We start from the raw sequence: 25425 nt of genomic DNA, 5'->3' as shown, positions 1-25425 counted from the left end.
GCCATGGAAGGGTCTCCTGGAGGGGGGCGAGAAAACTGTTCAGGGGCACGGGGAGCTTCTTTAGGGGCGCGGGGAACTGCGCAATCCTTGACCCGCACGAAGCATCTCAGGGCCGCGGGGAGGGGTTTTTCCAGGGGCGCGGGGAACGGCGCAATCTTGGACCCGCACGGAACATCTCAGGGACGCACAACCTCTCAGGGGCGCGGGGAACTGCGCAATCCTTGACCCGCGCGCCGTCCCCGCGGGACTACAGCACGAACCCAGCCGGAAACGGATCCCCCGGATCGAGCAGATACTGCGCGGTCCCCGTCACCCACGCCCGCCCGGTGAAACTGGGCAGCACGGCCGGAACCCCGGCCACCTCGGTGGTCCCGTGGAGCCGCCCGGTGAAGTGCGTCCCGATGAACGACTCGTTCAAGAACTCGGCCTCCAGCGGCAGCTCACCCCGCGCATGCAACTGCGCCATCCGCGCACTGGTGCCCGTACCGCAGGGCGAGCGGTCGAACCAACCAGGGTGGATGGCCATCGCGTGCCGCGAGTGCCGGGCCGTCGAACCGGGCGCGACCAGGTGCACATGGTGGCAGCCACGGATGGAGGGGTCCTCCGGATGGACCGGCTCCCCCTCCGCGTTGATCGCCTCCATCAACGACAGCCCGGCGGCGAGGATGTCGTCCTTGCGGGCCCGGTCGAAGGGCAGGTCGAACTGGTCCAGCGGCAGGATGGCGTAGAAGTTCCCGCCGTACGCGAGGTCGTAGGTCACCGTCCGCCCGTCGGCGAGCCGGATCTTGCGGTCCAGGGCGACGGCGAAGGACGGCACGTTCCTGAGCGTGACCGACCGGGCCACCCCGTCCCTGACCTCGACCTCGGCGACGACGGGCCCGGCCGGGGTGTCGAGCCGGATGGTCGTCACCGGTTCGACGACCTCGACCATGCCGGTCTCCACAAGGACGGTCGCGACCCCGATGGTCCCGTGCCCGCACATCGGCAGGTAGCCCGACACCTCGATGTAGAGGACGCCGAAGTCGCAGTCGGGCCGGGTGGACGGCTGCAGGATCGCACCGCTCATCGCCGCGTGGCCGCGCGGCTCGTTCATCAGCAACTGCTTGATGTCGTCGCGGTGTTCGCGGAAGTACAGCCGCCGCTCGTTCATGGTCGCGCCGGGGACCGTGCCGACACCGCCGGTGATCACGCGGGTCGGCATGCCCTCGGTGTGCGAGTCGACGGCGTGCAGGACCAGTTTGCTGCGCATGACTCTCTCCCTCGAAGCCGAAGCCGAAGCCGGACTCGGACTCGGACTCGGACTCTGTCTAGGCCTCTGTCTCGGTCTCAGACGAGCCCGGCCGCCACGGCCTTCTCGGTGGCGGCCCGGACGGCGGCCTCCTGGTCGGCCCGCAGCGGCACGCGCGGCGGGCGCACCGGACCGCCGTACCGGCCGACGACGTCCATCGACAGCTTGATCGCCTGGACGAACTCGACCTGGGAGTCCCAGCGCAGCAGCGGGTGCAGCTGCCGGTAGAGCGGCAGCGCGGTGTCGAGGTCGCCGCGCACGGCGGCACGGTACAGCTCGACGGAGGCGGCGGGCAGCGCGTTGGGGTAGCCGGCGACCCAGCCCTTGGCCCCGGCGACGGCCAGCTCCAGCAGGACGTCGTCGGCGCCGACCAACAGGTCGAGTTCCGGAGCGAGTTCGGCGATGCGATAAGCCCGCCGCACATCACCGGAGAACTCCTTGACCCCCTGGACGTATCCCTCGCCGTGCAGCGTGGCGAGCAGTTCGGGCACCAGGTCGACCTTGGTGTCGATCGGGTTGTTGTACGCCACGACCGGCAGGCCGGCCTTCGCGACCTCCGCGTAGTGGGCGATCACCGAGCGCTCGTCGGCCCGGTAGGCGTTCGGGGGCAGCAGCATCACGGAGGCGCAGCCGGCCTCGCGTGCCTGCTCGGCCCAGCGCCGGGCCTCGGCGGAGCCGTACGCGGCGACGCCGGGCATGACGCGCGACCCGCCGATCGCGGCCACCGCCGTCTCCACGACCTGGGCGCGCTCCTCGGGGGTGAGCACCTGGTACTCGCCGAGGGAGCCGTTCGGGACGACGCCGTCGCAGCCGTTCGCGACGAGCCACGCGCAGTGCTCGGCGTAGGCGTCGTGGTCGACGGAGAGGTCGTCCCGCAGCGGGAGCGCGGTGGCGACGAGGACGCCGCGCCAGGGACGCCCGCCGGTCGCCTCGGTGCTGCCGGTGGTGCTGGTACTGCCGGTGCTGTCGGTCATCGGTGTTCTCCTCCGGTGCGCGGGGCGTACGAGACATACAGGACATACGAGGCGTACGGGTCGGGCGTGCGGTTCACGGGGTCTCGCCGGGTTCGCGGGCGAGGACGCCGAGGGGGACGGGCCGGGCGAACGGCCGCCGGGGGCGAGGACGGCGGGGGGGAGGGGCCGGGCGAACGGCCGCCGGGAGGGGGCCTGCGGGCAGTCCGCGAGCCCCGCCACGGCCGGGCCGCACATCCGGCCCTGGCACCAGCCCATCCCGGCGCGGGTCAGCAGTTTCACGGTGCGCACGTCCCCGGCGCCGAGTTCGCCGACGGCCTCCCGGACGGCCGAGGCGGGCACCTCCTCGCAGCGGCACACCAGGGTGTCGTCCCCGATCCGTTCGGCCCAGCGGTCCGGCGGGGCGCAGACGTCGTCGACGGCGGCGAAGAACTCCCGCAGCCCGGCACGTGTCTTGGCCGCCCGTGCGTAGGAACGGGGGTCCGGGGCCCGGGAGTCGAGCCGGTCGAGCCGCGCGGCGATCGAGAGACCCGCGATGCGGCCCTCGGCCAGCGCGAGGGCCGCCCCGCCGATCCCGGTGGCCTCGCCGGCGGCCCAGACGCCCGGCACGTCGGTGCGCTGCTCGTCGTCCACGGCGACGTCCGTCCCGTCGAGGCGGCAGCCGAGCGTCTCGGCGAGGTCGGTGTGCGGGAGCATGCCGTGGCCGACGGCGAGGGTGTCGCAGGGGATGCGCCGGCCGCCGCCTTCCCCGGTCCGTCCGTCGGCGTCGAGCGCCGCCACCGTCACGGCTTCGAGCCGGTCGGTGCCGTGCGCCGCGACGACGGTGTGGCGGAGATGCACCCCGATCCGGTGCCGCGCCAGTCCTGCGGCGTACCGCGCGCCTTCGGCGAGCTTGCCCGGATGTGCGGCCAGCACCCGGGCGTGCCGTGCGAAGCCCCTGGGGTCGGCGGACTCCACGAGGGCCGCCACCCGGGTCCCGGCGGCGGCCAGCGCGACGGCCACGGGCAGCAGCAGCGGCCCGGTCCCGGCGACCATGGCGGTACGGCCCGGCAGGACGAGTCCGCCCTTGAGCATGGCCTGCGCCCCGCCCGCGGTGACCACGCCGGGGAGGGTCCAGCCGGGGAAGGGCAGCACCCGCTCGTACCCGCCGGTCGCCAGGAGCACGGCGTCGGCGTGGACGACGGCGGGCTCCTCCTGCCCGGGTCCGCGCAGGGCGTGCACGCGGAAGGCGCCGGACTCCCCCTCCACGCACCACACATGGTGGTCGGCCAGGTGCGTGACGCGCCCCGCCGCGACGTGCGCCGCCAGTGCGTCGCGCAGTCCCTCCCAGGTGCGCCACTGGTGGTGCAGGGCACGGGGGCGGCGGGCGCCGAGCGCGGCGGCGGGCTGCCGGTAGAACTGCCCGCCGGCGTCCGGCGCGGCGTCCACGAGGGTCACGCGCACACCGCGCGCGGCGGCGGCGAGGGCGGCCGTGAGTCCCGCGGGCCCCGCGCCGACCACGGCGAGACGGGGTGGCTCAGTCATGGTGCCCGGTCCCTTCCTGGGTGCGGATCACGTCACCGGGCTCGGCCCGCAGCAGGCAGGCCCGCTGGTTGGGCCGCCCGTTGACGGTCACCAGGCAGTCGAAGCACACCCCGATCCCGCAGAAGACGCCCCGGGGTTCGCCCGTCCCGCGCGTGGTGCGCCAGGACACGATCCCCGCCGACCAGAGCGCGGCCGCGACCGTCTGGCCGGGCAGGGCGGTGAGCTCCCGTCCGTCGAACGTGACGGCGAAGGACGGTTCCGGCCGGGCCCGGACCAGCTTCATGGGCGTACGCGGCGGCCTCAGCGGTCTCATGGGGCCTCCTTGGAGGGCGACTCGGGGGACGGCTCGGGAAAGCGGTCGGGGCGGAAGGGGGCGAGGTCCAGGTCGGGCGCCTCGCCGGTGAGCACCTGGGCGATCAGGTGCCCCGTCCCGGTGGAGAGCCCGATCCCGGCGCCCTCGTGCCCGCAGGCGTGGAAGAGGCCGGGCACGCGCGCGTCGGGGCCGACGGCGGGGYGGTGGTCGGGCAGGTACGGCCGGAAGCCGAGGTAGGAGCGTATGGCCCGCACCTGCGCGAGGAACGGGAACAGCCGGGTCGCGCCCGCCGCGAGCTCCCGGGCGACCGGCAGCGAGAAGGAGCGGTCGAAGCCGACCCGCTCCCGGCTGGCGCCGATGAGCACCGGCCCGGCCGCCGTGCCCTCGACCACGGGCGAGGTCTGCAGCGCCGCCGAGTCGCTGGCCACGTCGGCCACGTAGTCCGCCGCGTACACCTTGTGGCGCACCCGGCGCGGCAGCGGCTCGGTGACCAGGACGAAGCCGCGCCGGGGCAGCACGGGCAAGGACACCCCGGCCAGGGCGGCCAGTTCGCCGCCCCAGGTGCCGGCGGCGTTGACGACGGCGGGCGCGTGGATGTCGCCGTGCGAGGTGCGGACCCCGCGCACCGCCCCCGACGCCGTGCGCAGCACCCGGGTGACCGCGCACCCGGTGCGCAGCGAGGCCCCGGCCGTGCGGGCGAGCCGGATCACCCGGGCCGCCGCGAGGGTCGGCATCACCTGGGCGTCCTGCGGATAGAACATGCCGCCCGCGAGGCCCTGCGCCAGGTGGGGTTCGTACGCGTGCAGCCGGTCCGCCGTCACGGACTCGGCCCGCACCCCGGCCGCCCGCTGGGCGGCGGCGAGCACGTCGAGCGCGGCCAGCCCCTGCTCCCCGGAGGCGACGACCAGCCCGCCCTTGGCCTCGTACTCCACGGAACGCGCCACGCCGGGCTCGGCGACGAGGTCGCTCCAGAGCCGTCCGGAGAGCAGCGCGAGATCGAGCTCGGCGCCGGGCTCCTTGTCGGAGACGAGCAGGTTGCCCTCCCCGGCCCCGGTGGTGCCGCCGCCGACGGGCCCGCGGTCCACCACGACGACACGCAGCCCGGCCCGGGCGGCGTACAGAGCGGAGGCCGCCCCCACCATCCCGGCCCCGACAACGACGACATCGCAGGTCAGCACCTCACTCACGCCAGTACTATGTCACATACCCCAACATCGGTACAGGGCCCGCAGGGCACCCGTCAGGGGCGCGGGGAACGGCGCAGTCTTTTAGCGGCGCGGAGAACGGCGCGGTCCCATCCCTTCAGGGGCGCGGGGAACGGCGCAGTCTTTTAGGGGCGCGGGGAACGGCGCAATCTTTTAAGGGGCGCGGGGAACTGCGCGACCAGCCCCCACGTCCCTGGCCCCCGACCCCGCTGCTCAACCGGGCAGCGGGGCCCGCTCGTCGAGCGCCTTGGTGAAGCAGACACTGAACGGGTTGCGGTCGTACGGGGCGTACGGCCGCACCCGTTGCCAGCTCTCCCGCGCGTAGAGCGCCAGGGCCTCCGGCTGGAGTTCGCCCGTCTGCAGCCACAGCCGTCCGACGCCGAGGTCCAGCGCGCTCGACTCGACCGCGGCCAGCGCCGCCCGCGCCAGGCCCCGGCCGCGGTGGGCGGCGTGCACGAACACCCGCTTCACCTCGTGCCGGTCGGGCAGCCTGCGCAGCGAGGCGGTGGCCACGGGCACGTCGTCGGCGTACGCGACCCAGGTGACCAGGATCTCCTCGGCGGCGGGCTGCGGCGGGCGGACGCGCCGGTGCTCGACCGGCGCGTAGCGCGGGGCCAGTTCGGCGGACATCTGCTCCCGCAGCCGCACCGGCGCGGCGGCGTCCCACTCCTCGGTCACCCAGCGGATCGCCGGCACCCGCCGGGCGGCGCGGTCCTCTCCCATGATCATGTGGACATGGTCACACCGGCGGGTGGGGCGTGTCGTGGGTCCCGGCCCCCTGTTCGCAGAACGGCAACACGGCGTTCGCACCAGGGGCGGGCGACGGTGACTTGAGAGCGGGGCTCAGCGGTTCGCGCGCACGCCGACCGTGAAGGCCGGATGGCGGCCGAGCCTGCGGACGTACGCGTCCAGTCGGGGGTACGAGGTCAGGGGCGTGTCCTCGCCGAGACGGGTGAGCGCCACCCAGAGGTCCACGTCCGCGGCGGTGATGTCCTCGCCCAACACATGGGAACGGGATGACAGTTGGTGGTCGAGCAGGGACAGGGTCGCGGCCCGGGCCTCGGGGCGCGCCGCCGGTGCGACGTCCCGGGCGAGGAGTTTGCGCAGGGCGTCGATCTCCGCGGCGAGGGACGGCGGACGCAGGACGGGCGGGCCGCCCGCCCCCTCCTCCCGAGGTCCGGAGAGGTCGGCCGAGTCGGCCAGGTCGCGCAGGATGTCGGGCGTGTGGTTGCTGACGACGCGTCCGCTCCACCGGTCGCACAGGGCGGGGGCGGTGAGCGGGCCGTCGTAGTGGTGCCAGGTCGCCTCGTAGGCCCGGCGCAGCGCCGCGAAGGCGTCGGGGGTCTCGGCGGGGTGGGTCAGGACCGTCGTGGCGGTCGAGTTCTGCAGGCCCAGCAGGGCGACGGMGATCGCGACGCGCAGCGAACGCTGACAGCCTTCGGTCAGGTACAGCTGGTAGCGGTGAGGGGCCGGGTAGAAGCCGCCGGCGAGACCGACGCCGATGCGGCCGCGGAAGCGGTGCGTACGTGCGGACTGGCCAGGGGCGACCGCACCGCAGCCGGGGGCGTTGGAGGCGGAGGTGCCGGTCGTGCCGGTGGCGGCCGTGCGTACGGCCGTCGTGAAGGTGCCTGTACCTGAACCGCGGGAAACTGTCTCGGGCATGGCTCTCCTGAGGGAATCGCGGAAGCCCCGGCCACCTTGTGGGCACCGGTGCGGAACGGAATGACTGCGCTGCCGTACGGATCCGGATCGAACGGACCGACAGCAGGGCCTAGTAGGCGCTGGAGACGCGCAACAGGTCGATGTGCAGTCGCCTCGTCAAGCCGTTCCTGGGCAATTCCCACCCGTCCACGGTCGGGGCTCGCGCGAGGCGAGACCACGCTTGTCCCGCCGCCGCGGCGGAACCCGGTCGTCACCCGGGGCACCCCGTCGCGGTGGAAGGGTTGCCTGCCAGCGGGCCGGGGCCGATGACCGCACGGACGGGGGAACCCCGTCCGACGGGCGCTGACAATCGTGACCGTCCCCGCAAGTGTCGGTGCGCGGAGTGAGGTCGTCAAGAAGTCGAGACGACGTCTCACCACGTGGGCAGCCGAACCCCCCCGCCTTCCCCGCGGATGTGTCCGAGATCCATTCCGCCCTGTCGGAAGAGACCGCGCGGTCGTACTGTTGAATGCGTTGACCTGTTGAATGTGTCGACGAGCAGACGGCGCCCGAGCACGGGACCGCGAACGAGGCCGGCCGGACCTGGTCCGCCGGCCACAGGGACGGAGGTGACGCACGTGCGGCCACGCCCCGTGCCCCGCCTCCGCGTCCCGAAGCTCACCCCGCGGCGCCGCGTACGCCTGTACTCACGGCCGCACATCGATCTGCTGCGCTTCGCCGGCGCACTCTGTCGGCCCTGACCCGTGTCCTCGCGGCCCCCGCCCTCCCAGGGCGCGGGCCTGCTTCCCGTACGGTCGATCAGGAAGGCACCTCCCCGTGTCGACAGCACCCTCCGCCCTGCCCTCTTCCGAGCCCGACCCCGCTTCGCGTTCCCCGCGGGCCCTGCACCTCGCCGTGGCGCTCGACGGCGCCGGCTGGCACCCCGCCGCCTGGCGCGAACCCGTGGCCCGCCCCCGGGACCTGCTCACCGCCGGCTACTGGACCGACCTCGTCACCGAGGCCGAGCGCGGTCTGCTCGACTTCGTGACCATCGAGGACGCCCTCGGCCTGCAGTCCTCCCACTTCACCGAGCCCGACGGACGGACCGACCAGGTCCGCGGCCGGCTCGACGCCGTCCTCATCGCCGCCCGCGTCGCCCCGCTGACCAGTCACATAGGTCTGCTGCCGACCGTGGTGGCCACCCACACCGAGCCCTTCCACATCTCGAAGGCCATCGCCACGCTCGACTACGTGAGCACCGGCCGCGCGGGTCTGCGGATCCAGGTGTCGGCCCGCCGCAACGAGGCCGCGCACTTCGGCCGCCGCGCCCTGCCCGCGTTCCGCTTCGAGGACCTGGAGAGCCCCGCCGTCCAGGAGCTGACGCTCGACCTCTTCGACGAGGCCGCGGACTACGTCGAGGCGGTGCGCAGGCTGTGGGACAGCTGGGAGGACGACGCGGAGATCCGGGACGTCGCCACCGGCCGCTTCGTCGACCGGGACAAGCTGCACTACATCGACTTCGAGGGCCGGCACTTCAGCGTCAAGGGCCCCTCGATCACGCCCCGGCCCCCGCAGGGCCAGCCGCCGGTCGGCGCGCTGGCGCACGCGACCGTGACCGGCGCGCCGTTCCGGCTGCTGGGCCGCTCCGCCGACCTCGGGTTCGTCACCCCGCACGACGCCGCGCAGGCGCGCACGACGGTCGCCGCGGTGCGCGCCGAGCAGGAGGCGGCCGGCCGCGCGGGGGAACCGCTGCACCTCTTCGGCGACCTGGTGGTCTTCCTGGACGAGGACCCGGCCGCGGCCGCGGCCCGCAGGGAGCGGCTCGACGCCCTCGCGGGACAGCCGTACACGAGCGACGCCAGGATCTTCACCGGCACCCCGGCCCAACTGGCCGACCTGTTGCAGGAGTTGGCCGAGGCGGGGCTGACCGGCTTCCGGCTGCGGCCCGCCGTCGCAGGGCACGACCTCCCGGCGATCACCCGGGACCTGGTCCCCGAGCTCCAGCGCCGGGGCGTCTTCCGGCAGGCGTACGAGGCCGACACCCTGCGCGGGCTGCTCGGACTCCCGCGCCCGGCCAACCGCTACGCCACCGACGGCACTTCCACCGGTACCGGTACCGAGGCAGCCGCTCCCGGCGCCGCCGCATCCGATGCCACCGCCGACGCCGTCGTCACCGCCTGAGCCGGAAGGACCCCGATCATGAGCGAGTCCCGCAAGCAGATCCACCTCGCGGCCCACTTCCCCGGCGTCAACAACACCACCGTGTGGAGCGACCCCGCGGCCGGCAGCCACATCGAGTTCAGCTCCTTCGCGCACTTCGCGCGCACCGCCGAACGCGCCAAGTTCGACTTCCTGTTCCTCGCGGAAGGCCTGCGCCTGCGCGAACAGGGCGGAAAAATCTACGACTTGGACGTCGTGGGGCGGCCCGACACCTTCACGGTCCTGTCCGCGCTCGCCGCCGTCACCGAACGCCTCGGGCTGACCGGCACCATCAACTCCACCTTCAACGAGCCCTACGAGGTCGCCCGGCAGTTCGCCAGCCTCGACCACCTCTCGGACGGCCGTGCCGCCTGGAACGTCGTCACCTCCTGGGACGCCTTCACCGGCGAGAACTTCCGCCGCGGCGGCTTCCTGCCGCAGGAGGAGCGCTACTCGCGCGCCAAGGAGTTCCTCGCCACCGTGAACGAGCTCTTCGACTCCTGGCGCGGGGACGAGATCGTCGCCGACCGGGAGAGCGGCACGTTCCTGCGGGACGCGAAGGCCGGCGCCTTCGTCCACCACGGACAGCACTTCGACATCGAGGGGCAGTTCAACGTCCCGCGCTCCCCGCAGGGCCGCCCGGTGATCTTCCAGGCGGGCGACTCCGAGGAGGGCCGGGAGTTCGCCGCCGCCGGCGCCGATGCCATCTTCAGCCGGTACTCCACCCTCAAGGAGGGCCAGGCGTTCTACACGGACGTCAAGGGGCGCCTGGCCCGCCACGGCCGCGCCCATGACCAGCTGCTGATCCTGCCCGCCGCGACCTTCGTCCTCGGCGACACGGACGCCGAGGCCGAGGAACTGGCCCGCGAGGTGCGCAGGCAGCAGGTCAGCGGGGCGACCGCGCTCAAGCACCTGGAGTTCGTCTGGAACCGCGACCTGTCCGCGTACGACCCGGACGGCCCGCTGCCCGACGTCGATCCCGACCCCGGCGAGCACACCGTGGCCCGCGGCCGGGCCCAGGTGCGGATGTACCGCGACCCGCTGGCCACTGCCCGCGAGTGGCGCGAACTGGCCGCGGCCAACAAGTGGTCCATCCGCGACCTGGTCATCCAGACCAGCAGCCGCCAGGCATTCGTCGGCTCGCCGGCGACCGTCGCGGACACCATCGACGCGTTCGTGCAGGCCGACGCGAGCGACGGCTTCATCCTCGTCCCGCACATCACCCCCGGCGGCCTGGACGTCTTCGCCGACACGGTCGTCCCGCTGCTCCAGGAGCGCGGCGTCTTCCGCACCGAGTACGAGGGCACGACCCTGCGCGACCACCTGGGGCTGACGCGGCCCTCCTCCCCGGCGGCCGCGGCATGAGGTTCCTCGCCATCACCCTGATCGTGCACGCGCCGGACCCGGTGACCGGGGTTCTGAAGTCCACCTCGGACCGCTTCCGCGAGGTCGTCGGCAACGCCGTGCTCGCCGAGGAGCTGGGCTTCGACGGCTTCGGCGTGGGGGAGCGGCACGAGCGGCCGTTCATCTCCTCCTCGCCGCCCGTCGTGCTCAGCCACCTCGCCGCCCTCACCTCCCGCATCCGGCTGTTCACGGCGGTCACCACGCTCAGCCTCCTCGACCCGGTGCGCGCCTACGAGGACTACGCGACCCTGGACCACCTGTCGGGCGGGCGCCTGGAGCTGATCATCGGCAAGGGCAACGGCACCGCCCAGCGCGAGCTGTTCCACGTCACCCCCGAGGACCAGTGGGACCGCAACGCCGAGGGCTACGAGGTGTTCCGCAGGCTCTGGCGGCAGGACAGGGTGAGCGCGGCGACCCGCTTCCGCCCGGAACTGGTGGACGCCGAGGTGTGGCCCAGACCCCTCCAGCAGCCTGTCCGGGTCTGGCACGGCAGCGCCACCAGCAAGGAGTCCGTCGACCTCGCCGCCCGCCACGGGGACCCGCTCTTCTCGGCGAACGTCTCCCATCCCGTCGAGCCGTACGCCGAGTTGATCCGGTACTACCGCGAACGCTGGGAGCACCACGGCCACGACCCGGCCCGCATCGCCGTCGGCGCCGGGACGGCGGGCCACTTCACGGCCCGTACGTCGCAGGAGGCGATCCGCGCCTACCGGCCCGTGTTCGAGGGCCAGTTGGCGTTCCAGCGGAAGCTCGGCCTGGAGCCGGTGTTCCCCACCCTGGAGGACTTCGTGGAGCGCAGCTCCGCGCTGGTCGGCAGCCCGCAGCAGATCGTCGAGAAGGTGCACCGCTACCACGAGCAGTTCGGCCACACGGTGCTCCACCTCCACGCGGACGCGAGCGGGCTGACGGACGCTCAGCACCGCGACTCGCTCGAACTCTTCCAGTCGGCCGTCGCGCCGGTGCTGCGCCGGGAGATCCCCGACCCGCCGTTCCCCTGGGGCCCGGTGCAGGCCGGACCCGTACCGGTGCCCGTCCCCGCCGGGGACCCCGTCCCCGCCGACCGCTGAGGAGCCTCCGCACCCATGTCAGACATCCCCCTCAGCGTCCTCGACCTGGTCCCGGTGTCCTCCGGCTCCACCGCGGCCGACGCGCTGCGCAACTCCGTCGACCTGGCCCGGCGGGCCGAGCAACTCGGGTACGCCCGCTACTGGTTCGCCGAGCACCACCTCAACCCCGGAGTGGCCGGCACTTCACCCGCGGTCGTCCTCGCGCTCACCGCGTCCGCGACCTCGACGATCCGGCTCGGCTCCGGAGCCGTGCAACTGGGCCACCGCACCGCCCTGTCGACGGTGGAGGAGTTCGGGCTGATCGACGCGCTGCACCCCGGACGCCTCGACCTGGGCCTCGGCCGGTCCGGCGGCAAACCGCCCGGCGGGCCCGCCGACCCGCTGCCGAACGCGACCCCGGTGGTGGACGGCCGGGCGCCGAACGGCCTGCTCATCCCGCCGAGGTTCTCCTTCGCGCACCTGCTCGGCTCACCCCGCATCGCCCTCCAACTGCGGCTGCTCAGGCAGCCGAACGCCGAGTCGCAGGAGTACGGCGAGCAGATCGACGACATCCTCGCCCTGCTGGCCGGCACCTACCGTTCGCCGGAGGGCGTCGAGGCCCATGTGGTCCCGGGCGAGGGCGCCGACGTACAGGTGTGGATCCTGGGCAGCAGCGGCGGCGAGAGCGCCCAGGTCGCCGGCCGCAACGGGCTGCGGTTCGCGGCGAACTACCACGTCAGCCCGGGGACCGTACTGGAGGCGGTCGACGCGTACCGGGCCGCGTTCCGGCCCTCCGACGTGCTCGGCAGGCCCCATGTGAGCGTCTCCGCCGACGTCGTGGTCGCCGAGGACGACGAGCGGGCCCGTGAACTGGCCACCGGCTACGGCCCCTGGGTGCGCAGCATCCGCACGGCCGAGGGCGCCATCCCGTTCCCCACCCCCGACGAGGCCCGCGCCCACGTGTGGACCGACGCGGACCGGGAGCTGGTCCAGGACCGCCTCGACACCCAGTTCGTCGGCTCCCCGGAGCGGGTCGCCGACCTGCTGGAACAGCTCCAGGAGGCCACCGGGGCCGACGAGTTGCTGATCACCACCATCACCCACGACCACGCCGACCGGGTCCGCTCCTACGAGCTGCTGGCCCAGGAGTGGCGACGCAGGTGAGACCCGCGGGCGGATTCCCCGTACCCCTCCGCGGCCTCCGCCACCGGCCCGCGCGGGGGCCGTCCGCTCAGCCGCTCCGGTAGGCGCGCAGCTTGCGGTACAGCGTGGCGCGGGCGATGCCCAGCGCCGCCGCGGTGCGCACCTTGTTGCCGCCGTGCCGGTGCAGCGCCTCCAGGACGGCGGTGCGCTCGGCGTGCTCCATCGGGCTCAGCGACCGTGCCGCCGGACCCTCCCGCACCGGGTCCGGCAGCTCGGACCGCCGGACCGGCCCCGTCGCACGCCGCCGCTTGGCCAACGACCGTACGAGGAGCGCGAGTTCGGTGACGTTGCCGGGCCACGGGTGGCGTTCCAGCGCGTGCAGGGCGTCCAGCGTCCAGGTGAGAGGCGGCTCGCCCGGCGCGGGCGCCGGTGCCAGGTCCGCCAGCAACTCCCTGATGTCCTCCGTGCGTTCCCGCAGGGCCGGGAGCGGCACCGCGTGGACGGCCAGGGTGTCCAGCAGCCGCTGGAGGCATGGTCCCGGCGCGGCGTCCGGTGTGTGGGTGACGAGCAGCGGCACGTGCGGGTGCTTCTCCAGCAGGGAGTTGAGCGCGGCGAGGTCGCACTGCGCGAGCCGTTCGGCGTGGCGCAGCAGGAGCGGGGTGCCGTTCGCCGGCGCCGCCAGACGGGCGTCGAGCGCGGGTACGGGTCCCCGCGCCGCGTCCACGACCACTGGTTCCGGTGTGCCGCACGCGGCCAGCACCGCCCTGGCGAGGGCGGTCTTGCCGGTGCCGTCGAGCGCCGGTCAGCAGCAGCGGCCCCCCGGCGCGCGCCGACTCCGCCGCACGGGCGGCCGCATGGCGCCAGGCGACCGAGCCGCCGACGAGCCCGGCTAGGGGCCGCGGCCCGGCCGTGGGCCCGCCGCCGTCGGCCGGCGGTTCGAGCACGGCGACCACGCCGATGACCGCACCCTGGTGGCGTACCCGCGAGATCCGCGCGGTGCCGGCGCCGTCGGGCAGCCGCAGCGCGCTGTCGCAGGGGGCCGGGTGGGAGTCATGCGCCGGGTCCGCGCTCCGCTCCAGCACCTCCACCGCGGCCGGTGACAGCAGGCCCGCCGCGGCCTCGTTCAGCAGGCGGTTGCGCCCGTCCAGTGCCACGACCGCGGCCCCCGGCCGGGAGGCGGCCCGCTGGTAGGCGTCGAGCAGGACGCGTTCCGCCGTGCGCGAGCGGGTCAGCAGCTCCGCCTCGACGGCCGTCGCCGTGGCCTCCGCGAGGGCGGCACCGGGATGCGGTGAGCGGCCTGCCTGCAGAGCGGACGCCACGGTCACCGTGCCCAGGACCCGCCCGTTCTCCGGCGCCAGCACCGGGACGCTGACCGCGGACACCTCCTGCCACAGGTCGAGGAAGTGCTCGGGGCCGTGCACCTCCGCGCGGCGCCGTTCGCGCAGGGCCAGGGCCGCGCTGTTGTGGCCCACCTGGCGCTCGGAGAGGTCACGGCACCGCTGTCCGCCGGGCGCGTTCCCGCCCGACCACAGCACCCCCAGCCGGTGCTGGAACCCGCTCACGCCACCGTGAGGCCCTCCGCCCTCCGCCCTCCGGCCCTCCGTCCCGCGCACCCGCGCGCAGACGCACCCGTACGGCCGGTGGTCCCGTGGGACGGGGACCACCGGCCGCGGCGTTCGGTGCGGTGTGCGGCGTGGGGTCAGCCCAGGAGCTCCACGTCCAGCCGGCCGTAGTGGTAGTCGCGGACCGCGGCGAGCAGTTCGTCCTGCGAGAGCTCGCCGTTGCCGTTGGTGTCCACCTGCTCGAACACTCCCTGCGCCCGGCTCGGTTCCACACCGACCGCGGTCAGCCAGGACGCGAACTCCTCGCTGTTGATCTTCCCGTCGGCGTTCTGGTCGCACAGGCCGATGAGGGCCTGCACCACCGGGCCGAGGGCGCGGTTGAAGTCGGCCTCGCCCTTCGAGAAGATCAGGTTGCCGGTGACGCCCAGGAACTGGTCCTGGGAGAGGGAGCCCTGCTCGCTCGCCCCCGCCTCCCGGGCCAGGTGGTCGAACAGGCCCTGGAAGGCGCCGTTCAGTGCCTGCACCTCGGGGGAGTCGGGGCTCTTGCCGAAGCTCTCGGCGATCTTGGCGGCCTCACCCTCGAAGTCGCCGCGGTCCAGGACGCCGCTGCCGTTGGTGTCCCACTTCTCGAAGCGCTTCTTGAGTCGGTCGTTGGCGATCTCGGTGCTCATTTTCCTGTTCTCCTTCTTCTTTTTCTTCTATTTCTTCTGGCGGTTTCCTTGTGGATTTCCCCGTGGGGTCGCCGGTGGTGCGCGCGAGGGAAAGCCCCGGATATTCACCGGCGGGAATTCCGGGTCATCGGGTTCTGGGATTCCGCGGCCCTAGAGGCGGGTCACGTGCGGGCCGAAGAGTCTTCCGCGGGTGTCGAGCACCGGACACGGCGAACGCGTCAGCAGCGGTGCGCCGTAACACGCGTGGTCCTGCAGCAGGATCGCCAGGTCGGCGGCGGCCAGGGCCGACGGCAGATCGGTGGCGCGTGGCACCGCCGTCCCGTCCACGCGGAGGTCCGGTACGAGGGGGTCGTGGTACAGGACGCGGGCCCCGTGTTCGCGCAGCCGCCGTGCGACCGGGACGGCGGGGGAGTTGCGCACGTCGGCGACATCCGGCTTGTACGCGGCTCCCAGCAGCAGTACCCCGGCCCCGGCCGCGGTCCGGCCCGGGCCGGTCAGGAGCGCGGCGGCCCGGTCGGCGACGTGGCGCGGCATGCCGTCCAGCACCGTGCGGGCGGCGGCCACCAGCCGCAGCGGACTCCCCGCGGCCTCCGCGCCGGCGGCCAGGTAGTGGGGGTCCACCGGGATGCAGTGGCCGCCCACCCCGGCGCCGGGGCGGAACGGCGCGTACCCGAACGGTTTGGTGGCCGCGCAGTGCAGGACGTCCCAGACGTCGATGCCCATCGCGTCGCAGCACAGCGCGATCTCGTCGACCAGCGCGATGTTCACGTACCGGTACGTGTTCTCCACCAGCTTGGCCATCTCCGCCTCGCGCGTGCCCTTGGCGACCACCAGCGTGTCCACCAGGCGGCTGTAGAAGGCGGTGGCGTGCTTGGCGCACAGCGGGGTGCAACCGCTCACGATCTTGGGGGTGTTGCTCACGCCGAAGACCGGGTTGCCCGGGTCGATCCGCTCGGGGGAGTAGGCGAGGTGGAAGTCCTCGCCGGCCCGCAGGCCGCTGCCCCGCTCCAGCAGGGGCCGTACGACGTCCTGCGTGGTGCCCGGATGGCTGGTCGACTCCAGCACCACCAGGGTGCCGGGCCGCAGCGCCGCCGCCACGTCGGCGGAGGCCGCCCGTACCGCCGACAGGTCCGGGGCCCCGTCGGCCGTCAGGCCGGTGGGCACGCAGATGACCACGGTGGCGGCGCGGCCGATCACCGAGCGGTCGCGGCCCGCCCGGAAGCCGGCCGCCCGCATGCCGGCGAGCTGCGTGTCGTTGACGTCGCCGATGTGCGACCGCCCGGCGTCCAGGGCGGCCAGGACCGCCGGGTCGGTGTCGTGTCCCGCGGTCGTGAGACCGGCGGCGCAGGCGCGGGCGGCCAGCGGCAGTCCGACGTGTCCGAGACCGACCACGACGAGATCAATCATGATGCGGACCTTCCTTGACGCGCGCCCACACCCCGGCGGACGGGTGCTCGACGGACCGGTGAGTGCCTCACGCGACGGAGAAGCTGCCGCTGCCGGCGGCCACGTGCGAGCCGTACCCAGGCGCCACGGTCAGGCCTGGGGTCAGACAGAAGGGGTCGCCGTGGACCTGCACGGTGCTGTCCGTCCTGTTGACCAGTACGTGTGCGGACAGCGGCAACTTGTAGCAGCCGCCGGGGTTCTCGTACGTCGTCACCGGTTCCAGCTCGGTCCCGAAGACATGGACCTCGCCGGTGCTCGCGTGGGCCGGGACGCTGCCGACGCCGAAGGCGAGCAGCAGGGCGGCCAGAGCCAGGAGGGGGATGCGCGATCGGTTCATGAAAGGGCCTCCCTGAGGGGATCGTCACTTTCAGCACGTGAGGAGTTACTCCCCGTGTCCGGTGTGTGCGATGTCAACCGCCGTCCGAAGGGGCGATATTCGCCGCGCGGGGTTGTCCGGTACGCATCGGGCTGTTAACGCCGAGCATGTTGAACAAAATTGTTGACAATTCTGTCCGGCTAGATTTAGGTTCGACAGGCACTCACTCAGGGAGGGCACACATGCCGAAGGAAGCCCGTCCGAGCACCGGGGAGCAGGCCAGACAGCATGCGCTCGCGCAGCTGCGGCAGGCGATCCTGCGAGGCGAGATGGCCCCGGCCCAGCGGCTGGTGGAGAACGAACTCGCCGAGCAGTTCGGTGTGACGCGGGCCAGTGTCCGGGCGGCTCTGATCGAGCTGGAATCGGAGGGGCTGGTCGAACGGATCCGCAACCGCGGTTCGCGGGTCCGGGTGGTGACCGTGGAGGAAGCGGTCGCCATCACCGAGTGCCGCATGGTCCTGGAGGGACTGTGCGCGGGCAAGGCGGCCAGGGAGGCCAGTGACGAACAGCTGGACCAGCTGCTCGCGCTGGGCGAGGCGATGTCCAAGGCCGTCGCCGACGGCGAGCCGGTGACCTACTCCGACCTCAACCACGAACTGCACGCCCGCATCAGGGAGTTCTCCGGCCAGCAGGTGGCCGTGGAACTCCTGGAGCGGCTCAACGCACAGCTGGTGCGCCACCGTTTCCAGCTGGCGCTGCGTCCCGGGCGGCCGCAGAAGTCCCTGAGCGAGCACCTGGCCATGATCGAAGCGATCAGGGCCAGGGACCCGCGGGCGGCCGAGGAGGCCGTCCGCTCCCACCTCGCGGGTGTGATCGACGCGTTGCGCGAATGACGTCGCACGCATGGCGTCGCACGGGTGACGTCCCCTGGGCGGCGTCGCACGGATGACGCCGTACGGGTGACGCCGTACCGGTGACGCCCGGCGTCGCCGGCGCCGGACGTGCGGCGCGTCGAGCGCATCGTCCCGCGGGGCGGGCCAACCGGCCTGTCCAGCAAGGAGATCGCAGGAATGACGCACGCAAACGCACCCGACAGCCCACGGTCGACGCTCGTCGTCACCGCCCACGCCGGGGACTTCGTGTGGCGGGCGGGCGGCGCCATCGCCCTCGCCGCCTCCCGCGGCGAGAAGGTCACCATCGCCTGCCTGACCTACGGGGAGCGCGGCGAGTCCGCGAAGGCCTGGCGCGAGGGCAGGAAGCTGGAGGAGATCAAGGCGATGCGCCGCGGCGAGGCCGAGGCGGCCGCCGCCGTACTCGGGGCCGAGGTCGTCTTCTTCGACGCGGGCGACTACCCCCTGACCGTCACCCCGGAACTGACCGACCGCCTGGTGGCCGTCTACCGCCAGGTCCAGCCGGACGTCGTGCTCACCCACCCGCTCGACGACCCCTACAACGGCGACCACCCCGCGGCCGCACGGATGGCCCTGGACGCGCGGGTCCTCGCGCAGGCCGTGGGCTACCCGGCCGGGGGAGAGGTCATCGGCGCCCCGCCGGTGTTCCTCTTCGAGCCCCACCAGCCGGAGATGTGCGGCTTCCGGCCCGAGGTGCTCCTCGACATCTCCGCGGTCTGGGAGACCAAGCGCAGGGCGATGGAGTGCCTCGCCGCCCAGCAGCACCTGTGGGACTACTACACGGACCTCGCCGTGCGCCGCGGGGTCCAGCTCAAGCGCAACGCCGGACCCAACCTGGGGCTGGCCCACACGACCATGGCCGAGGCGTACATGCGGCCCTATCCGCAGGTGACGGGAGAACTGGCATGAGCAACGTGATCGTCACCGACCCGCCGAAGGCGGCAGCGAAGGACGTCGAGGCGCTCGCCGGGTACGGAGTCGCCACCGTGCACGAGGCGATGGGCCGCACCGGTCTGCTCGGCACGCACCTGCGCCCGATCCAGCAGGACACCCGCGTCGCGGGCACCGCGGTCACGGTGCTCTCCTGGCCCGGCGACAACCTCATGATCCACGCGGCCGTCGAGCAGTGCGGCGAGGGCGACATCCTGGTCGTCACCACCACCTCGCCCTCCACCGACGGCATGTTCGGCGAACTGTTCGCCACCGCGCTGCGCTGCCGGGGCGTACGCGGCCTGGTCATCGACGCGGGCGTCCGGGACACCGCCGAGCTGCGCGGGATGGGGTTCCCGGTCTGGTCCCGGGCGGTCAGCCCGCAGGGCACGGTCAAGGCGACCGGCGGCAGCGTCAACGTGCCGGTGGTCATCGGCGGCCAGGTGATCCGCCCCGGCGACGTGATCCTCGCGGACGACGACGGCGTGGTGTGCGTGCCGCGCGAGCGCGCCCGGCGGACGGCCGAGGCGTCCGAGGCCCGCGAGGCCAAGGAGGCCGGCGCCCGCGCCGCCTTCCAGGAGGGCCAGCTCGGCCTCGACCGCTACGGCCTGCGCGACACCCTCGAACGGCTGGGCGTCACCTACCGGTCGTACGACGAGTACAAGGACGAGTACGAGCGTGAGCAGGACGGAGCGGGGTCGTGACCGGACCCGAAGCACCCCGCACCGACGAAGCGTCCCGTACCGCCGAAGCGCCCCGTACCGACGAAGTGCGCTGCATGCTCATGCGCGGGGGCACCTCCAAGGGCGCCTACTTCCTCGCCGACGACCTGCCTGCCGAACCCGCCGCCCGCGACGGCCTGCTGCTGCGGATCATGGGCAGCCCCGACCCGCGCCAGATCGACGGCCTGGGCGGCGCGCACCCCCTGACGAGCAAGGTGGCGGTGGTCTCCGCCTCCTCCGACCCCGAGGCGGACGTGGCCTACCTCTTCCTCCAAGTCGGTGTGGAGAAGAGTGAGGTGAGTGACCGTCAGAACTGCGGGAACCTCCTCGCGGGGGTCGGTCCCTTCGCCGTCGAGCGCGGTCTCGTCGCCCCCGGCGGCGACCGGACCTCCGTACGGATCCGCATGCTCAACACCGGTGACCTCGCCGTCGCGGACTTCCCCACGCCGGGCGGCCGCGTCGACTACGCCGGTTCCGCCGAGATATCCGGCGTACCGGGGTCCGCGGCGCCCGTCGTCATCGAGTTCCCGCAGGGAGCCAGCCCCCTGCTGCCGACCGGCCGGGCCCGTGACCTCGTCGCGGGCACCCCGGTGACCTGCGTGGACAACGGGATGCCGACCGTGCTGATCGCCGCGTCCTCGCTCGGTGTCACCGGCTACGAGGAGCCCGCCGCCCTGGAGGCGGACCAGGAGCTCGCCGGACGGCTCCGGACGATCCGCCTTGAGGCCGGCAGGCTGATGGGGCTCGGTGACGTGGCGGACACCACCGTGCCCAAACTCAGCCTGCTCGCACCGCCGTCGGACGGCGGCGCGGTGATGACCCGCACCTTCATACCGGTGCGCTGCCACACCGCGATCGGGGTCCTGGGCGCCGCGAGCGTCGCCGCCGGACTGCTGGTCGAGGGCGGCGTCGGCGAGGGCGTGGCGAGTCCGCCGCGGCACGGGGACCGGGTGCGCGTCGAGCACCCCACCGGCTTCCTCGACATCGAGACGACCCTCGCGTACGACACCCCGGACGGCACCCCAGGCGGCACCGCCGGCACCGGAACCGGGGATGTCGGCACCGCGGGCGCCCTCCCGGTGGCCCGCCGCACCGCCGTCGTCCGTACCGCACGCAAGATCTTCGACGGCACGGTCTTCCCCCGGCCCGCCTGAACCACCGCACCCCACTCCTGAGGAGCCCCCATGGCCCCACCGCTCGGCGACATCGCCCATCTCGGGCACGTCGAACTGCTCACCCCCGACCTGGACGCCAGCGTCCGGTTCTTCACCGACTACCTCGGTCTCACCGAGAACGGCCGCTCGACGGACGGCGCCCGCGTCTACCTGCGGACCTGGGACGACTACGAGCACCACAGCCTGGTCCTGACCGCGCACGGGACGTCGGGCGTCCGCCGCACCGCCCTGCGCGCCTCGAGCGAGGAGGCCCTGCGGCGACGGGTCGAGGCCACCGAGGCCGTGGGCCGCCCCGGCCGCTGGGTCGAGGACGAGCCCGGCCTCGGTCCGCTGTACGTCACCACCGACCCCGACGGCCACGAGGTCGCCCTCTACTGGGAGAGCGAGTGGTACAGGGCGCCGGACGGCCTGAGGCCGGGGCTAAAGAACCAGCCGCAGGCCAAGCCGGGGCACGGCGTGGGCGTACGCCGCCTGGACCACGTCAACTTCCTCGCCGTCGACGTCGCGTCGAACGGCGGGTTCGTCCACGAGGTGCTCGGCGCCCGCCCGACCGAGCAGATCCGGCTCGACGACGGCAGGATCGCCGCCCAGTGGCTGACCTTCACCAGCAAGTCGTACGACGTCGTCTACACCGAGGACTGGACCGGCTCCCGGGGGCGCCTGCACCACATCGCGTTCGCCACGGACACCCGGGAGGACATCCTGCGCGCCGCCGACCTCGCCCTGGACACCGGGGTGTTCATCGAGACGGGCCCGCACAAGCACGCCATCCAGCAGACGTTCTTCCTGTACGTGTACGAGCCCGGCGGCAACCGGATCGAGCTGTGCAACCCGCTCACCCGTCTGGTGCTGGCCCCCGACTGGCCGCTGGTCACCTGGACCGAGGACGAGCGCAGGAAGGGCCAGGCGTGGGGGCTGAAGACCATCGAGTCCTTCCACACGCACGGCACCCCACCGGTTCCTGTGATTGTTGACAAAAACGTTGACAATAATCGGGCGGATTCCTAGCGTCGAGCGCATCACGGGGTCGACCGCATGAGCCGCGTGCGACCCCCCTCCCGAATCCCCTCCAGGACACCGCCTCCTGGACGAGAGGAACAACGATGTCCCCCTCCTCCTCCGCCCTGTCCACGCGCGGCGCCAGAATGACCGCACTGGCCCTGGGCCTGTGCTGGCTGGCCGTGCTCTTCGACGGCCTCGACATGTTCGTCTACGGCTCCGTGCTGCCGCACATGCTGGCCGAGAAGGCCCTGGGCATCACCCCGGACCGGGCCGGTGACCTCGGCAGCTACGCCACCTTCGGCATGCTGGTCGGCGCGCTGGCCGCGGGCACGGTCGCCGACCGGGTCGGCCGCAAGAAGCTCATGGTCGTCTGCGTCACGCTCTTCTCGCTGGCCTCCGCCCTGTGCGCGGTGTCCGGGAGCGTGGCGGTCTTCGGCCTCGGCCGCACCCTCGCGGGCGTCGGCCTCGGCGGCCTGCTCCCCACCGCGATCAGCATGGTCTCCGACTACGCGCCCCGCGGCCGCGCCGCCCTCGTCATCGGCCTGCTGATGACCGCCCACCACGCGGGCGGCATCCTCTCCGCCTACGTGGCCCTGTGGGTCGTGGAGCCCCTCGGCTGGCGCGCCGCGTTCTGGGTCTGCGTGGCCCCGCTCCTCTTCGTGCCGGTGCTCGCGAAGTTCCTGCCCGAGTCGCTGAGCTTCCTCGTCGCCAAGGGCCGTACCGAGGAGGCCCGCGCGCTGGCCGGCCGCTTCGAGGTCGACCTGCCCGCCGTCGAGGAGAAGAAGGCCGCGGGCGACCGCTGGAACGCGCTGGCCGGCCTGTTCCGCGGCGGCGAGTGGAGCCAGACCCTGCTCTACTGGCTGGCCTCCTTCGGCGGCCTGCTGCTCGTGTACGGCGTCGCCACCTGGCTGCCCACGCTGATGCGCGGCGAGGGCTACGAACTCGGGTCGGCCCTGACCTTCGTCGTCCTGTTCAACCTCGGCGGCATCGTGGGCATGCTGATCGCCGGGCGGGCCGCGGACCGGTTCGGCGCCCCGCGCATCTCCTCGCTCTGGTTCGCCCTCACCGCCGCCGGGGTCTTCCTGCTCAGCGTCCACATGCCGCTCGGCGTGACCTTCGCGGTCGTCTTCCTCACGGGCGTGTTCCTCAACAGCGCCCAGGTCATGATCTACGCGACGGTCTCGATCCGCTCCGCCCCCGACAGCCGGGCCACCGCGGTCGGCTGGACCTCGGGCATGGGCCGCTTCGGCGCCGTGTTCGGTCCCTGGCTCGGCGGTCAGCTGCTCGCCGCGGGGAACGGCGACTGGGGCTTCACCGCCTTCGCGATCGCCGGCCTGTCGTCGATGGTGTTCATCGGCGTCGCCGCGCTGCGCGGCGCGAGGCGGACGTCGCCGAGCGACACGCCCCAGGGACTGGCCACCGCCCACTGAACACGGAGGCCGCCCGCGCCGGCTGTTCGACGGCGCGGGCGGCCTGCGTACGTTCCCGCGGACTGCCACGAGCCACGAGCCACGAGCCACGAGCCACGAGTTACGAGTTACGAGTTAAGGGAGCGACAGGGAGCCGTCGCGCTGCGGCGGGATCGCCACGCCGTTCTGCTGGAGGGCGACGGTCCGCGCGGGGGAGGGGATCCTGATGCCCTCGACGCGGTAGCGCTTGTGCAGCCGCTTGATGAACTCGTGCTTGATCCGGTACTGGTCGCTGAACTCGCCGACGCCCAGGATCACGGTGAAGCTGATCCGCGAGTCCCCGAACGTGTGGAAGCGGATGGCGGGTTCGTGCTCGGGCATCGCGCCCTCGATCTCCGTCATGACCTCGGTGACGACCTCGGAGGTGACGCGCTCCACGTGCTCCAGGTCGCTGTCGTAGGCGACACCGACCTGGACCATCAGGGTCATCTCCTGTTCCGGCCGGCTGTAGTTGGTCATGTTGGTGCTGGAGAGCTGGGCGTTCGGGATGATGACGAGGTTGTTGGAGAGGTTGCGCACCACGGTGTTGCGCCAGTTGATGTCGACGACGTACCCCTCCTCCCCGCTGGTGAGGCGGATGTAGTCGCCGGGCTGGATCGTCTTCGAGGCGAGGATGTGGATGCCCGCGAAGAGGTTGGCCAGCGTGTCCTGGAGGGCCAGCGCCACCGCGAGACCGCCGACGCCGAGGGCGGTGAGCAGCGGGGCTATGGATATCCCCAGCGTCTGCAGGACCACCAGGCACCCGATGGCCAGGACGACCACCCGGGTGATGTTGACGAAGATCGAGGCCGAGCCGGCGACCCCGGAGCGGGACTGGGTGACGGCCCGCACCAGGCCGGCCAGCACCCGGGCGACGGTGATGGTGGCGGCGAGCATGACCAGGACCGTCAGGACCTGGTTGACGGTGTGGGTGACCCGGCCGGTCAGCGGCAGCGCCGCCGCGGCGGCGGCCACCCCGCCGGCGATCGCGGCGACCGGGACCAGCGCGCGCAGGGCGTCGACGAGGACGTCGTCGCCGCTCCACCGGGTACGGGTCGCGTGCTTGCCCAGCCAGCGCAGCAGGAAGCGGAGCAGGACCGTTGCCACCAGTCCGGCGATCAGCCAGCCGCCCGCCACGATCCAGTCGTGCGCGGTGAGGTCCCGGTTCACCGGCTGCCTCCCGTCGTGCCGCGGAGGGGGCGTGCGCCTGTTGTCTGCTGTGTCGTCACCTTGTTGCCACCTGGTGCTCGATGGGGGGATGTGCGGTTCCGCCGGTCACGGCGGGGGTGTCGATCGCGCGACTGGCTCATCTTGCTACATCCGGCGGGGTGGTCCGTCGCCGAGCCGCCGGGGTCAGGCCACCTCCCAGCCGCACCGCCGCCAACTCGGCTCGTCCTGAGGCCTGTTGCCGCCCGCTCCGGCCGCCGCGAGGAATGGGCCCGCCTCGCCGTCCGTCCCGGCGGGCCGAGGGGGAGGCCTTTCCGGGCCAGGCTCCAAGTTGGCCTGTATCGGACGGTATCGGGCGAAACATGCGTCCCGGCTCCCTCAGGAGTCACCGAACGACCCGTGGCGCCCGGCTCCCGCCGCGAACCGTGCCGCTCCTTCGAGGCTTTGCGCCAGCACGGCGGTGCCGTGACGCAGTTCACCGCGCAGGGCGGCCTGCTCGTCCAGCCCTTCCTGTTCGAGGACCGCACGGCGGTCGCTGCGCAGGCAGGCCTGCGGGAAGCCGGCGATCGAGGCGGCCAGCGCCTCCGCCTCCGCGCGCGCCCGGCCCGGCGGGACGACCCGGTTCGCGAGCCCCGTCTCGTACGCCTCGAAGGCCGGCACCGGACGTCCGGTGAGGATCATGTCCAGCGCGCGGCCGGTGCCGATGAGCCGGGGGAGCCGTACCGTGCCGCCGTCGATCAGCGGAACGCCCCAGCGGCGGCAGAAGACCCCGAAGACCGCGTCCTCCTCGGCGACCCGCAGGTCGCACCAGAGGGCCAGTTCGAGCCCGCCCGCGACGGCGTGGCCCGCGACCGCGGCGATCACCGGCTTCGACAGGCGCAGCCGGGTCGGGCCCATCGGCCCGTCGCCGTCCTCGTCGACGCGGTTGGCGCGGTCCGTGCCGAGCGCCTTCAGGTCGGCACCCGCGCAGAAGGTGCCGCCCTCGCCCCKCAGGACCGCCACCCTGGCGGTCCGGTCCTCCTCGAACGCCCGGAAGGCGGCGGCGAGTTCGGCCGCGGTGGGCCCGTCGACCGCGTTGCGCGCCTCGGGCCTGCTGAGGACGACGGTGGTGACATACCCCTGACGCTCGCTCCGCACCGCCACAGCACGCCCCTTTGACGAGACAACGCCAGCAGGCTACTCCGGCGCCCCATCAGGGGCGCGGGGAACGGCGCGGCCCACCCCCACGGTCCCGCAGTGTGCAACGGTCCGGGTCCGCCGGTCGCCCCGTGCACCAACCCCCGCAGCCCGCCGACGGCCGGCGCCCCATCAGGGGCGCCGGCCGTCGGCGGGCTGCGGGGG

General features: G+C 73.3%; 24 protein-coding genes, 1 pseudogene and 1 riboswitch. Of the genes and pseudogenes, 11 read left to right on the top strand and 14 right to left on the bottom strand.

Annotated elements, in window-relative coordinates:
* Positions 1 to 247: 247 nt before the first annotated feature.
* The 8 genes and pseudogenes from FGF04_RS11095 to FGF04_RS42030 form a co-directional block, all read right to left on the bottom strand.
* Complete coding sequence (locus FGF04_RS11095; protein WP_149511123.1) at positions 248 to 1249, bottom strand: proline racemase family protein; 1002 nt, start codon at positions 1247 to 1249, stop codon at positions 248 to 250.
* A 77-nt stretch (positions 1250 to 1326) separates the two neighbouring features.
* The gene (locus FGF04_RS11090; RefSeq protein ID WP_149511213.1) at positions 1327 to 2262 is read right to left on the bottom strand and encodes a dihydrodipicolinate synthase family protein; all 936 of its coding nucleotides are present in this window, start codon (positions 2260 to 2262) and stop codon (positions 1327 to 1329) included.
* A 126-nt stretch (positions 2263 to 2388) separates the two neighbouring features.
* Positions 2389 to 3783: pseudogene (locus tag FGF04_RS40980) on the bottom strand (FAD-dependent oxidoreductase); the annotation flags it as partial.
* The gene (locus FGF04_RS11080; RefSeq protein WP_149511122.1) at positions 3776 to 4096 is read right to left on the bottom strand and encodes a (2Fe-2S)-binding protein; all 321 of its coding nucleotides are present in this window, start codon (positions 4094 to 4096) and stop codon (positions 3776 to 3778) included. The gene FGF04_RS11080 and the pseudogene FGF04_RS40980, both read right to left, overlap by 8 nt.
* Entirely contained in the window at positions 4093 to 5283 is a 1191-nt protein-coding gene (locus FGF04_RS11075) for an NAD(P)/FAD-dependent oxidoreductase (RefSeq protein ID WP_149511121.1), read from the bottom strand. The genes FGF04_RS11080 and FGF04_RS11075 overlap by 4 nt, the downstream gene beginning before the upstream one ends.
* A gap of 231 nt (positions 5284 to 5514) precedes the next feature.
* Positions 5515 to 6030 (bottom strand): GNAT family N-acetyltransferase, encoded by a 516-nt coding sequence (locus tag FGF04_RS11070; protein ID WP_149511120.1) that lies wholly within the window; start codon positions 6028 to 6030, stop codon positions 5515 to 5517.
* Positions 6031 to 6144: 114 nt separating this feature from the next.
* Positions 6145 to 6963: a glutathione S-transferase family protein gene (locus FGF04_RS11065; RefSeq protein WP_149511119.1), complete on the bottom strand. Its 819-nt coding sequence runs from the start codon at positions 6961 to 6963 to the stop codon at positions 6145 to 6147.
* A gap of 109 nt (positions 6964 to 7072) precedes the next feature.
* Positions 7073 to 7153: a putative leader peptide gene (locus FGF04_RS42030; protein ID WP_359395135.1), complete on the bottom strand. Its 81-nt coding sequence runs from the start codon at positions 7151 to 7153 to the stop codon at positions 7073 to 7075.
* A gap of 21 nt (positions 7154 to 7174) precedes the next feature.
* Positions 7175 to 7320, bottom strand: a riboswitch (SAM riboswitch).
* 95 nt (positions 7321 to 7415) lie between these two features.
* Here FGF04_RS42030 and FGF04_RS42025 point away from each other — a divergent pair.
* The 5 genes from FGF04_RS42025 (at position 7416) to FGF04_RS11045 (ending at position 12755) form a co-directional block, all read left to right on the top strand.
* Positions 7416 to 7703, top strand: coding sequence for a putative leader peptide (locus tag FGF04_RS42025; protein ID WP_408055604.1), 288 nt, complete (start codon positions 7416 to 7418; stop codon positions 7701 to 7703).
* A 97-nt stretch (positions 7704 to 7800) separates the two neighbouring features.
* Positions 7801 to 9123: an LLM class flavin-dependent oxidoreductase gene (locus FGF04_RS11060; RefSeq protein WP_188114048.1), complete on the top strand. Its 1323-nt coding sequence runs from the start codon at positions 7801 to 7803 to the stop codon at positions 9121 to 9123.
* Positions 9124 to 9141: 18 nt separating this feature from the next.
* Positions 9142 to 10506 (top strand): NtaA/DmoA family FMN-dependent monooxygenase, encoded by a 1365-nt coding sequence (locus FGF04_RS11055; protein ID WP_149511117.1) that lies wholly within the window; start codon positions 9142 to 9144, stop codon positions 10504 to 10506.
* Complete coding sequence (locus FGF04_RS11050) at positions 10503 to 11612, top strand: LLM class flavin-dependent oxidoreductase (protein WP_149511116.1); 1110 nt, start codon at positions 10503 to 10505, stop codon at positions 11610 to 11612. The genes FGF04_RS11055 and FGF04_RS11050 overlap by 4 nt, the downstream gene beginning before the upstream one ends.
* 15 nt (positions 11613 to 11627) lie before the next feature.
* A complete protein-coding gene (locus FGF04_RS11045; RefSeq protein WP_149511115.1) occupies positions 11628 to 12755 on the top strand; it encodes an LLM class flavin-dependent oxidoreductase in 1128 nt (375 codons plus the stop codon).
* Between the two features lie 67 nt (positions 12756 to 12822).
* Here the strand turns inward: FGF04_RS11045 and FGF04_RS41835 are convergent, their stop codons facing one another.
* From FGF04_RS41835 to FGF04_RS11025, 4 genes are all read right to left on the bottom strand, one after another.
* A complete protein-coding gene (locus tag FGF04_RS41835) occupies positions 12823 to 13464 on the bottom strand; it encodes a helix-turn-helix domain-containing protein (RefSeq protein WP_328596286.1) in 642 nt (213 codons plus the stop codon).
* Between the two features lie 969 nt (positions 13465 to 14433).
* Positions 14434 to 14967: an EF-hand domain-containing protein gene (locus FGF04_RS11035; protein WP_149511114.1), complete on the bottom strand. Its 534-nt coding sequence runs from the start codon at positions 14965 to 14967 to the stop codon at positions 14434 to 14436.
* Positions 14968 to 15117: 150 nt separating this feature from the next.
* Positions 15118 to 16374: a nucleotide sugar dehydrogenase gene (locus FGF04_RS11030; RefSeq protein WP_235882279.1), complete on the bottom strand. Its 1257-nt coding sequence runs from the start codon at positions 16372 to 16374 to the stop codon at positions 15118 to 15120.
* A 67-nt stretch (positions 16375 to 16441) separates the two neighbouring features.
* The gene (locus FGF04_RS11025) at positions 16442 to 16750 is read right to left on the bottom strand and encodes a hypothetical protein (protein WP_223146371.1); all 309 of its coding nucleotides are present in this window, start codon (positions 16748 to 16750) and stop codon (positions 16442 to 16444) included.
* A 221-nt stretch (positions 16751 to 16971) separates the two neighbouring features.
* Here FGF04_RS11025 and FGF04_RS11020 point away from each other — a divergent pair, with 221 nt between their 5' ends.
* From FGF04_RS11020 to FGF04_RS10995, 6 genes are all read left to right on the top strand, one after another.
* Positions 16972 to 17622, top strand: coding sequence for a GntR family transcriptional regulator (locus FGF04_RS11020; protein WP_149511112.1), 651 nt, complete (start codon positions 16972 to 16974; stop codon positions 17620 to 17622).
* Positions 17623 to 17799: 177 nt separating this feature from the next.
* Positions 17800 to 18549 (top strand): PIG-L deacetylase family protein, encoded by a 750-nt coding sequence (locus FGF04_RS11015; RefSeq protein ID WP_149511111.1) that lies wholly within the window; start codon positions 17800 to 17802, stop codon positions 18547 to 18549.
* Entirely contained in the window at positions 18546 to 19274 is a 729-nt protein-coding gene (locus tag FGF04_RS11010; RefSeq protein ID WP_149511110.1) for a 4-carboxy-4-hydroxy-2-oxoadipate aldolase/oxaloacetate decarboxylase, read from the top strand. Before FGF04_RS11015 ends, FGF04_RS11010 begins: the two co-directional genes overlap by 4 nt.
* 74 nt (positions 19275 to 19348) lie before the next feature.
* Positions 19349 to 20446, top strand: coding sequence for a 4-oxalomesaconate tautomerase (locus tag FGF04_RS11005; protein ID WP_149511211.1), 1098 nt, complete (start codon positions 19349 to 19351; stop codon positions 20444 to 20446).
* A 30-nt stretch (positions 20447 to 20476) separates the two neighbouring features.
* Positions 20477 to 21475 (top strand): catechol 2,3-dioxygenase, encoded by a 999-nt coding sequence (locus FGF04_RS11000; RefSeq protein WP_149511109.1) that lies wholly within the window; start codon positions 20477 to 20479, stop codon positions 21473 to 21475.
* 95 nt (positions 21476 to 21570) lie between these two features.
* Entirely contained in the window at positions 21571 to 22899 is a 1329-nt protein-coding gene (locus FGF04_RS10995) for an MFS transporter (RefSeq protein ID WP_188114042.1), read from the top strand.
* A 114-nt stretch (positions 22900 to 23013) separates the two neighbouring features.
* On the opposite strand, the gene FGF04_RS10990 is transcribed toward FGF04_RS10995, so the two are convergent.
* Both FGF04_RS10990 and FGF04_RS10985 read right to left on the bottom strand, forming a co-directional pair.
* A complete protein-coding gene (locus FGF04_RS10990) occupies positions 23014 to 24087 on the bottom strand; it encodes a mechanosensitive ion channel family protein (RefSeq protein ID WP_149511108.1) in 1074 nt (357 codons plus the stop codon).
* A 375-nt stretch (positions 24088 to 24462) separates the two neighbouring features.
* The gene (locus FGF04_RS10985; protein ID WP_149511107.1) at positions 24463 to 25227 is read right to left on the bottom strand and encodes a crotonase/enoyl-CoA hydratase family protein; all 765 of its coding nucleotides are present in this window, start codon (positions 25225 to 25227) and stop codon (positions 24463 to 24465) included.
* Positions 25228 to 25425 lie beyond the last annotated feature (198 nt).

Source organism: Streptomyces apricus, from assembly GCF_008369065.1.
Taxonomy (GTDB): Bacteria; Actinomycetota; Actinomycetes; order Streptomycetales; family Streptomycetaceae; genus Streptomyces; species Streptomyces apricus.
The sequence above is the reverse complement of the archived record's forward strand: the minus strand, read 5'-3'. Positions and strand labels throughout refer to the sequence as shown.

Excerpts from the sequence above, each read along its gene's own strand:
- FGF04_RS42025 (WP_408055604.1), top strand. The coding sequence starts at position 7,416 with ATGTGTCCGAGATCCATTCCGCCCTGTCGGAAGAGACCGCGCGGTCGT.
- FGF04_RS11005 (WP_149511211.1), top strand. The coding sequence starts at position 19,349 with ATGCTCATGCGCGGGGGCACCTCCAAGGGCGCCTACTTCCTCGCCGAC.
- FGF04_RS11035 (WP_149511114.1), bottom strand. The coding sequence starts at position 14,967 with ATGAGCACCGAGATCGCCAACGACCGACTCAAGAAGCGCTTCGAGAAG.
- FGF04_RS10995 (WP_188114042.1), top strand. The coding sequence starts at position 21,571 with ATGTCCCCCTCCTCCTCCGCCCTGTCCACGCGCGGCGCCAGAATGACC.
- FGF04_RS11080 (WP_149511122.1), bottom strand. The coding sequence starts at position 4,096 with ATGAGACCGCTGAGGCCGCCGCGTACGCCCATGAAGCTGGTCCGGGCC.
- FGF04_RS11095 (WP_149511123.1), bottom strand. The coding sequence starts at position 1,249 with ATGCGCAGCAAACTGGTCCTGCACGCCGTCGACTCGCACACCGAGGGC.
- FGF04_RS11010 (WP_149511110.1), top strand. The coding sequence starts at position 18,546 with ATGAGCAACGTGATCGTCACCGACCCGCCGAAGGCGGCAGCGAAGGAC.
- FGF04_RS11030 (WP_235882279.1), bottom strand. The coding sequence starts at position 16,374 with ATGATTGATCTCGTCGTGGTCGGTCTCGGACACGTCGGACTGCCGCTG.
- FGF04_RS11055 (WP_149511117.1), top strand. The coding sequence starts at position 9,142 with ATGAGCGAGTCCCGCAAGCAGATCCACCTCGCGGCCCACTTCCCCGGC.
- FGF04_RS11000 (WP_149511109.1), top strand. The coding sequence starts at position 20,477 with ATGGCCCCACCGCTCGGCGACATCGCCCATCTCGGGCACGTCGAACTG.
- FGF04_RS11020 (WP_149511112.1), top strand. The coding sequence starts at position 16,972 with ATGCCGAAGGAAGCCCGTCCGAGCACCGGGGAGCAGGCCAGACAGCAT.
- FGF04_RS11070 (WP_149511120.1), bottom strand. The coding sequence starts at position 6,030 with ATGATCATGGGAGAGGACCGCGCCGCCCGGCGGGTGCCGGCGATCCGC.
- FGF04_RS11090 (WP_149511213.1), bottom strand. The coding sequence starts at position 2,262 with ATGACCGACAGCACCGGCAGTACCAGCACCACCGGCAGCACCGAGGCG.
- FGF04_RS11025 (WP_223146371.1), bottom strand. The coding sequence starts at position 16,750 with ATGAACCGATCGCGCATCCCCCTCCTGGCTCTGGCCGCCCTGCTGCTC.
- FGF04_RS11015 (WP_149511111.1), top strand. The coding sequence starts at position 17,800 with ATGACGCACGCAAACGCACCCGACAGCCCACGGTCGACGCTCGTCGTC.
- FGF04_RS11050 (WP_149511116.1), top strand. The coding sequence starts at position 10,503 with ATGAGGTTCCTCGCCATCACCCTGATCGTGCACGCGCCGGACCCGGTG.
- FGF04_RS11045 (WP_149511115.1), top strand. The coding sequence starts at position 11,628 with ATGTCAGACATCCCCCTCAGCGTCCTCGACCTGGTCCCGGTGTCCTCC.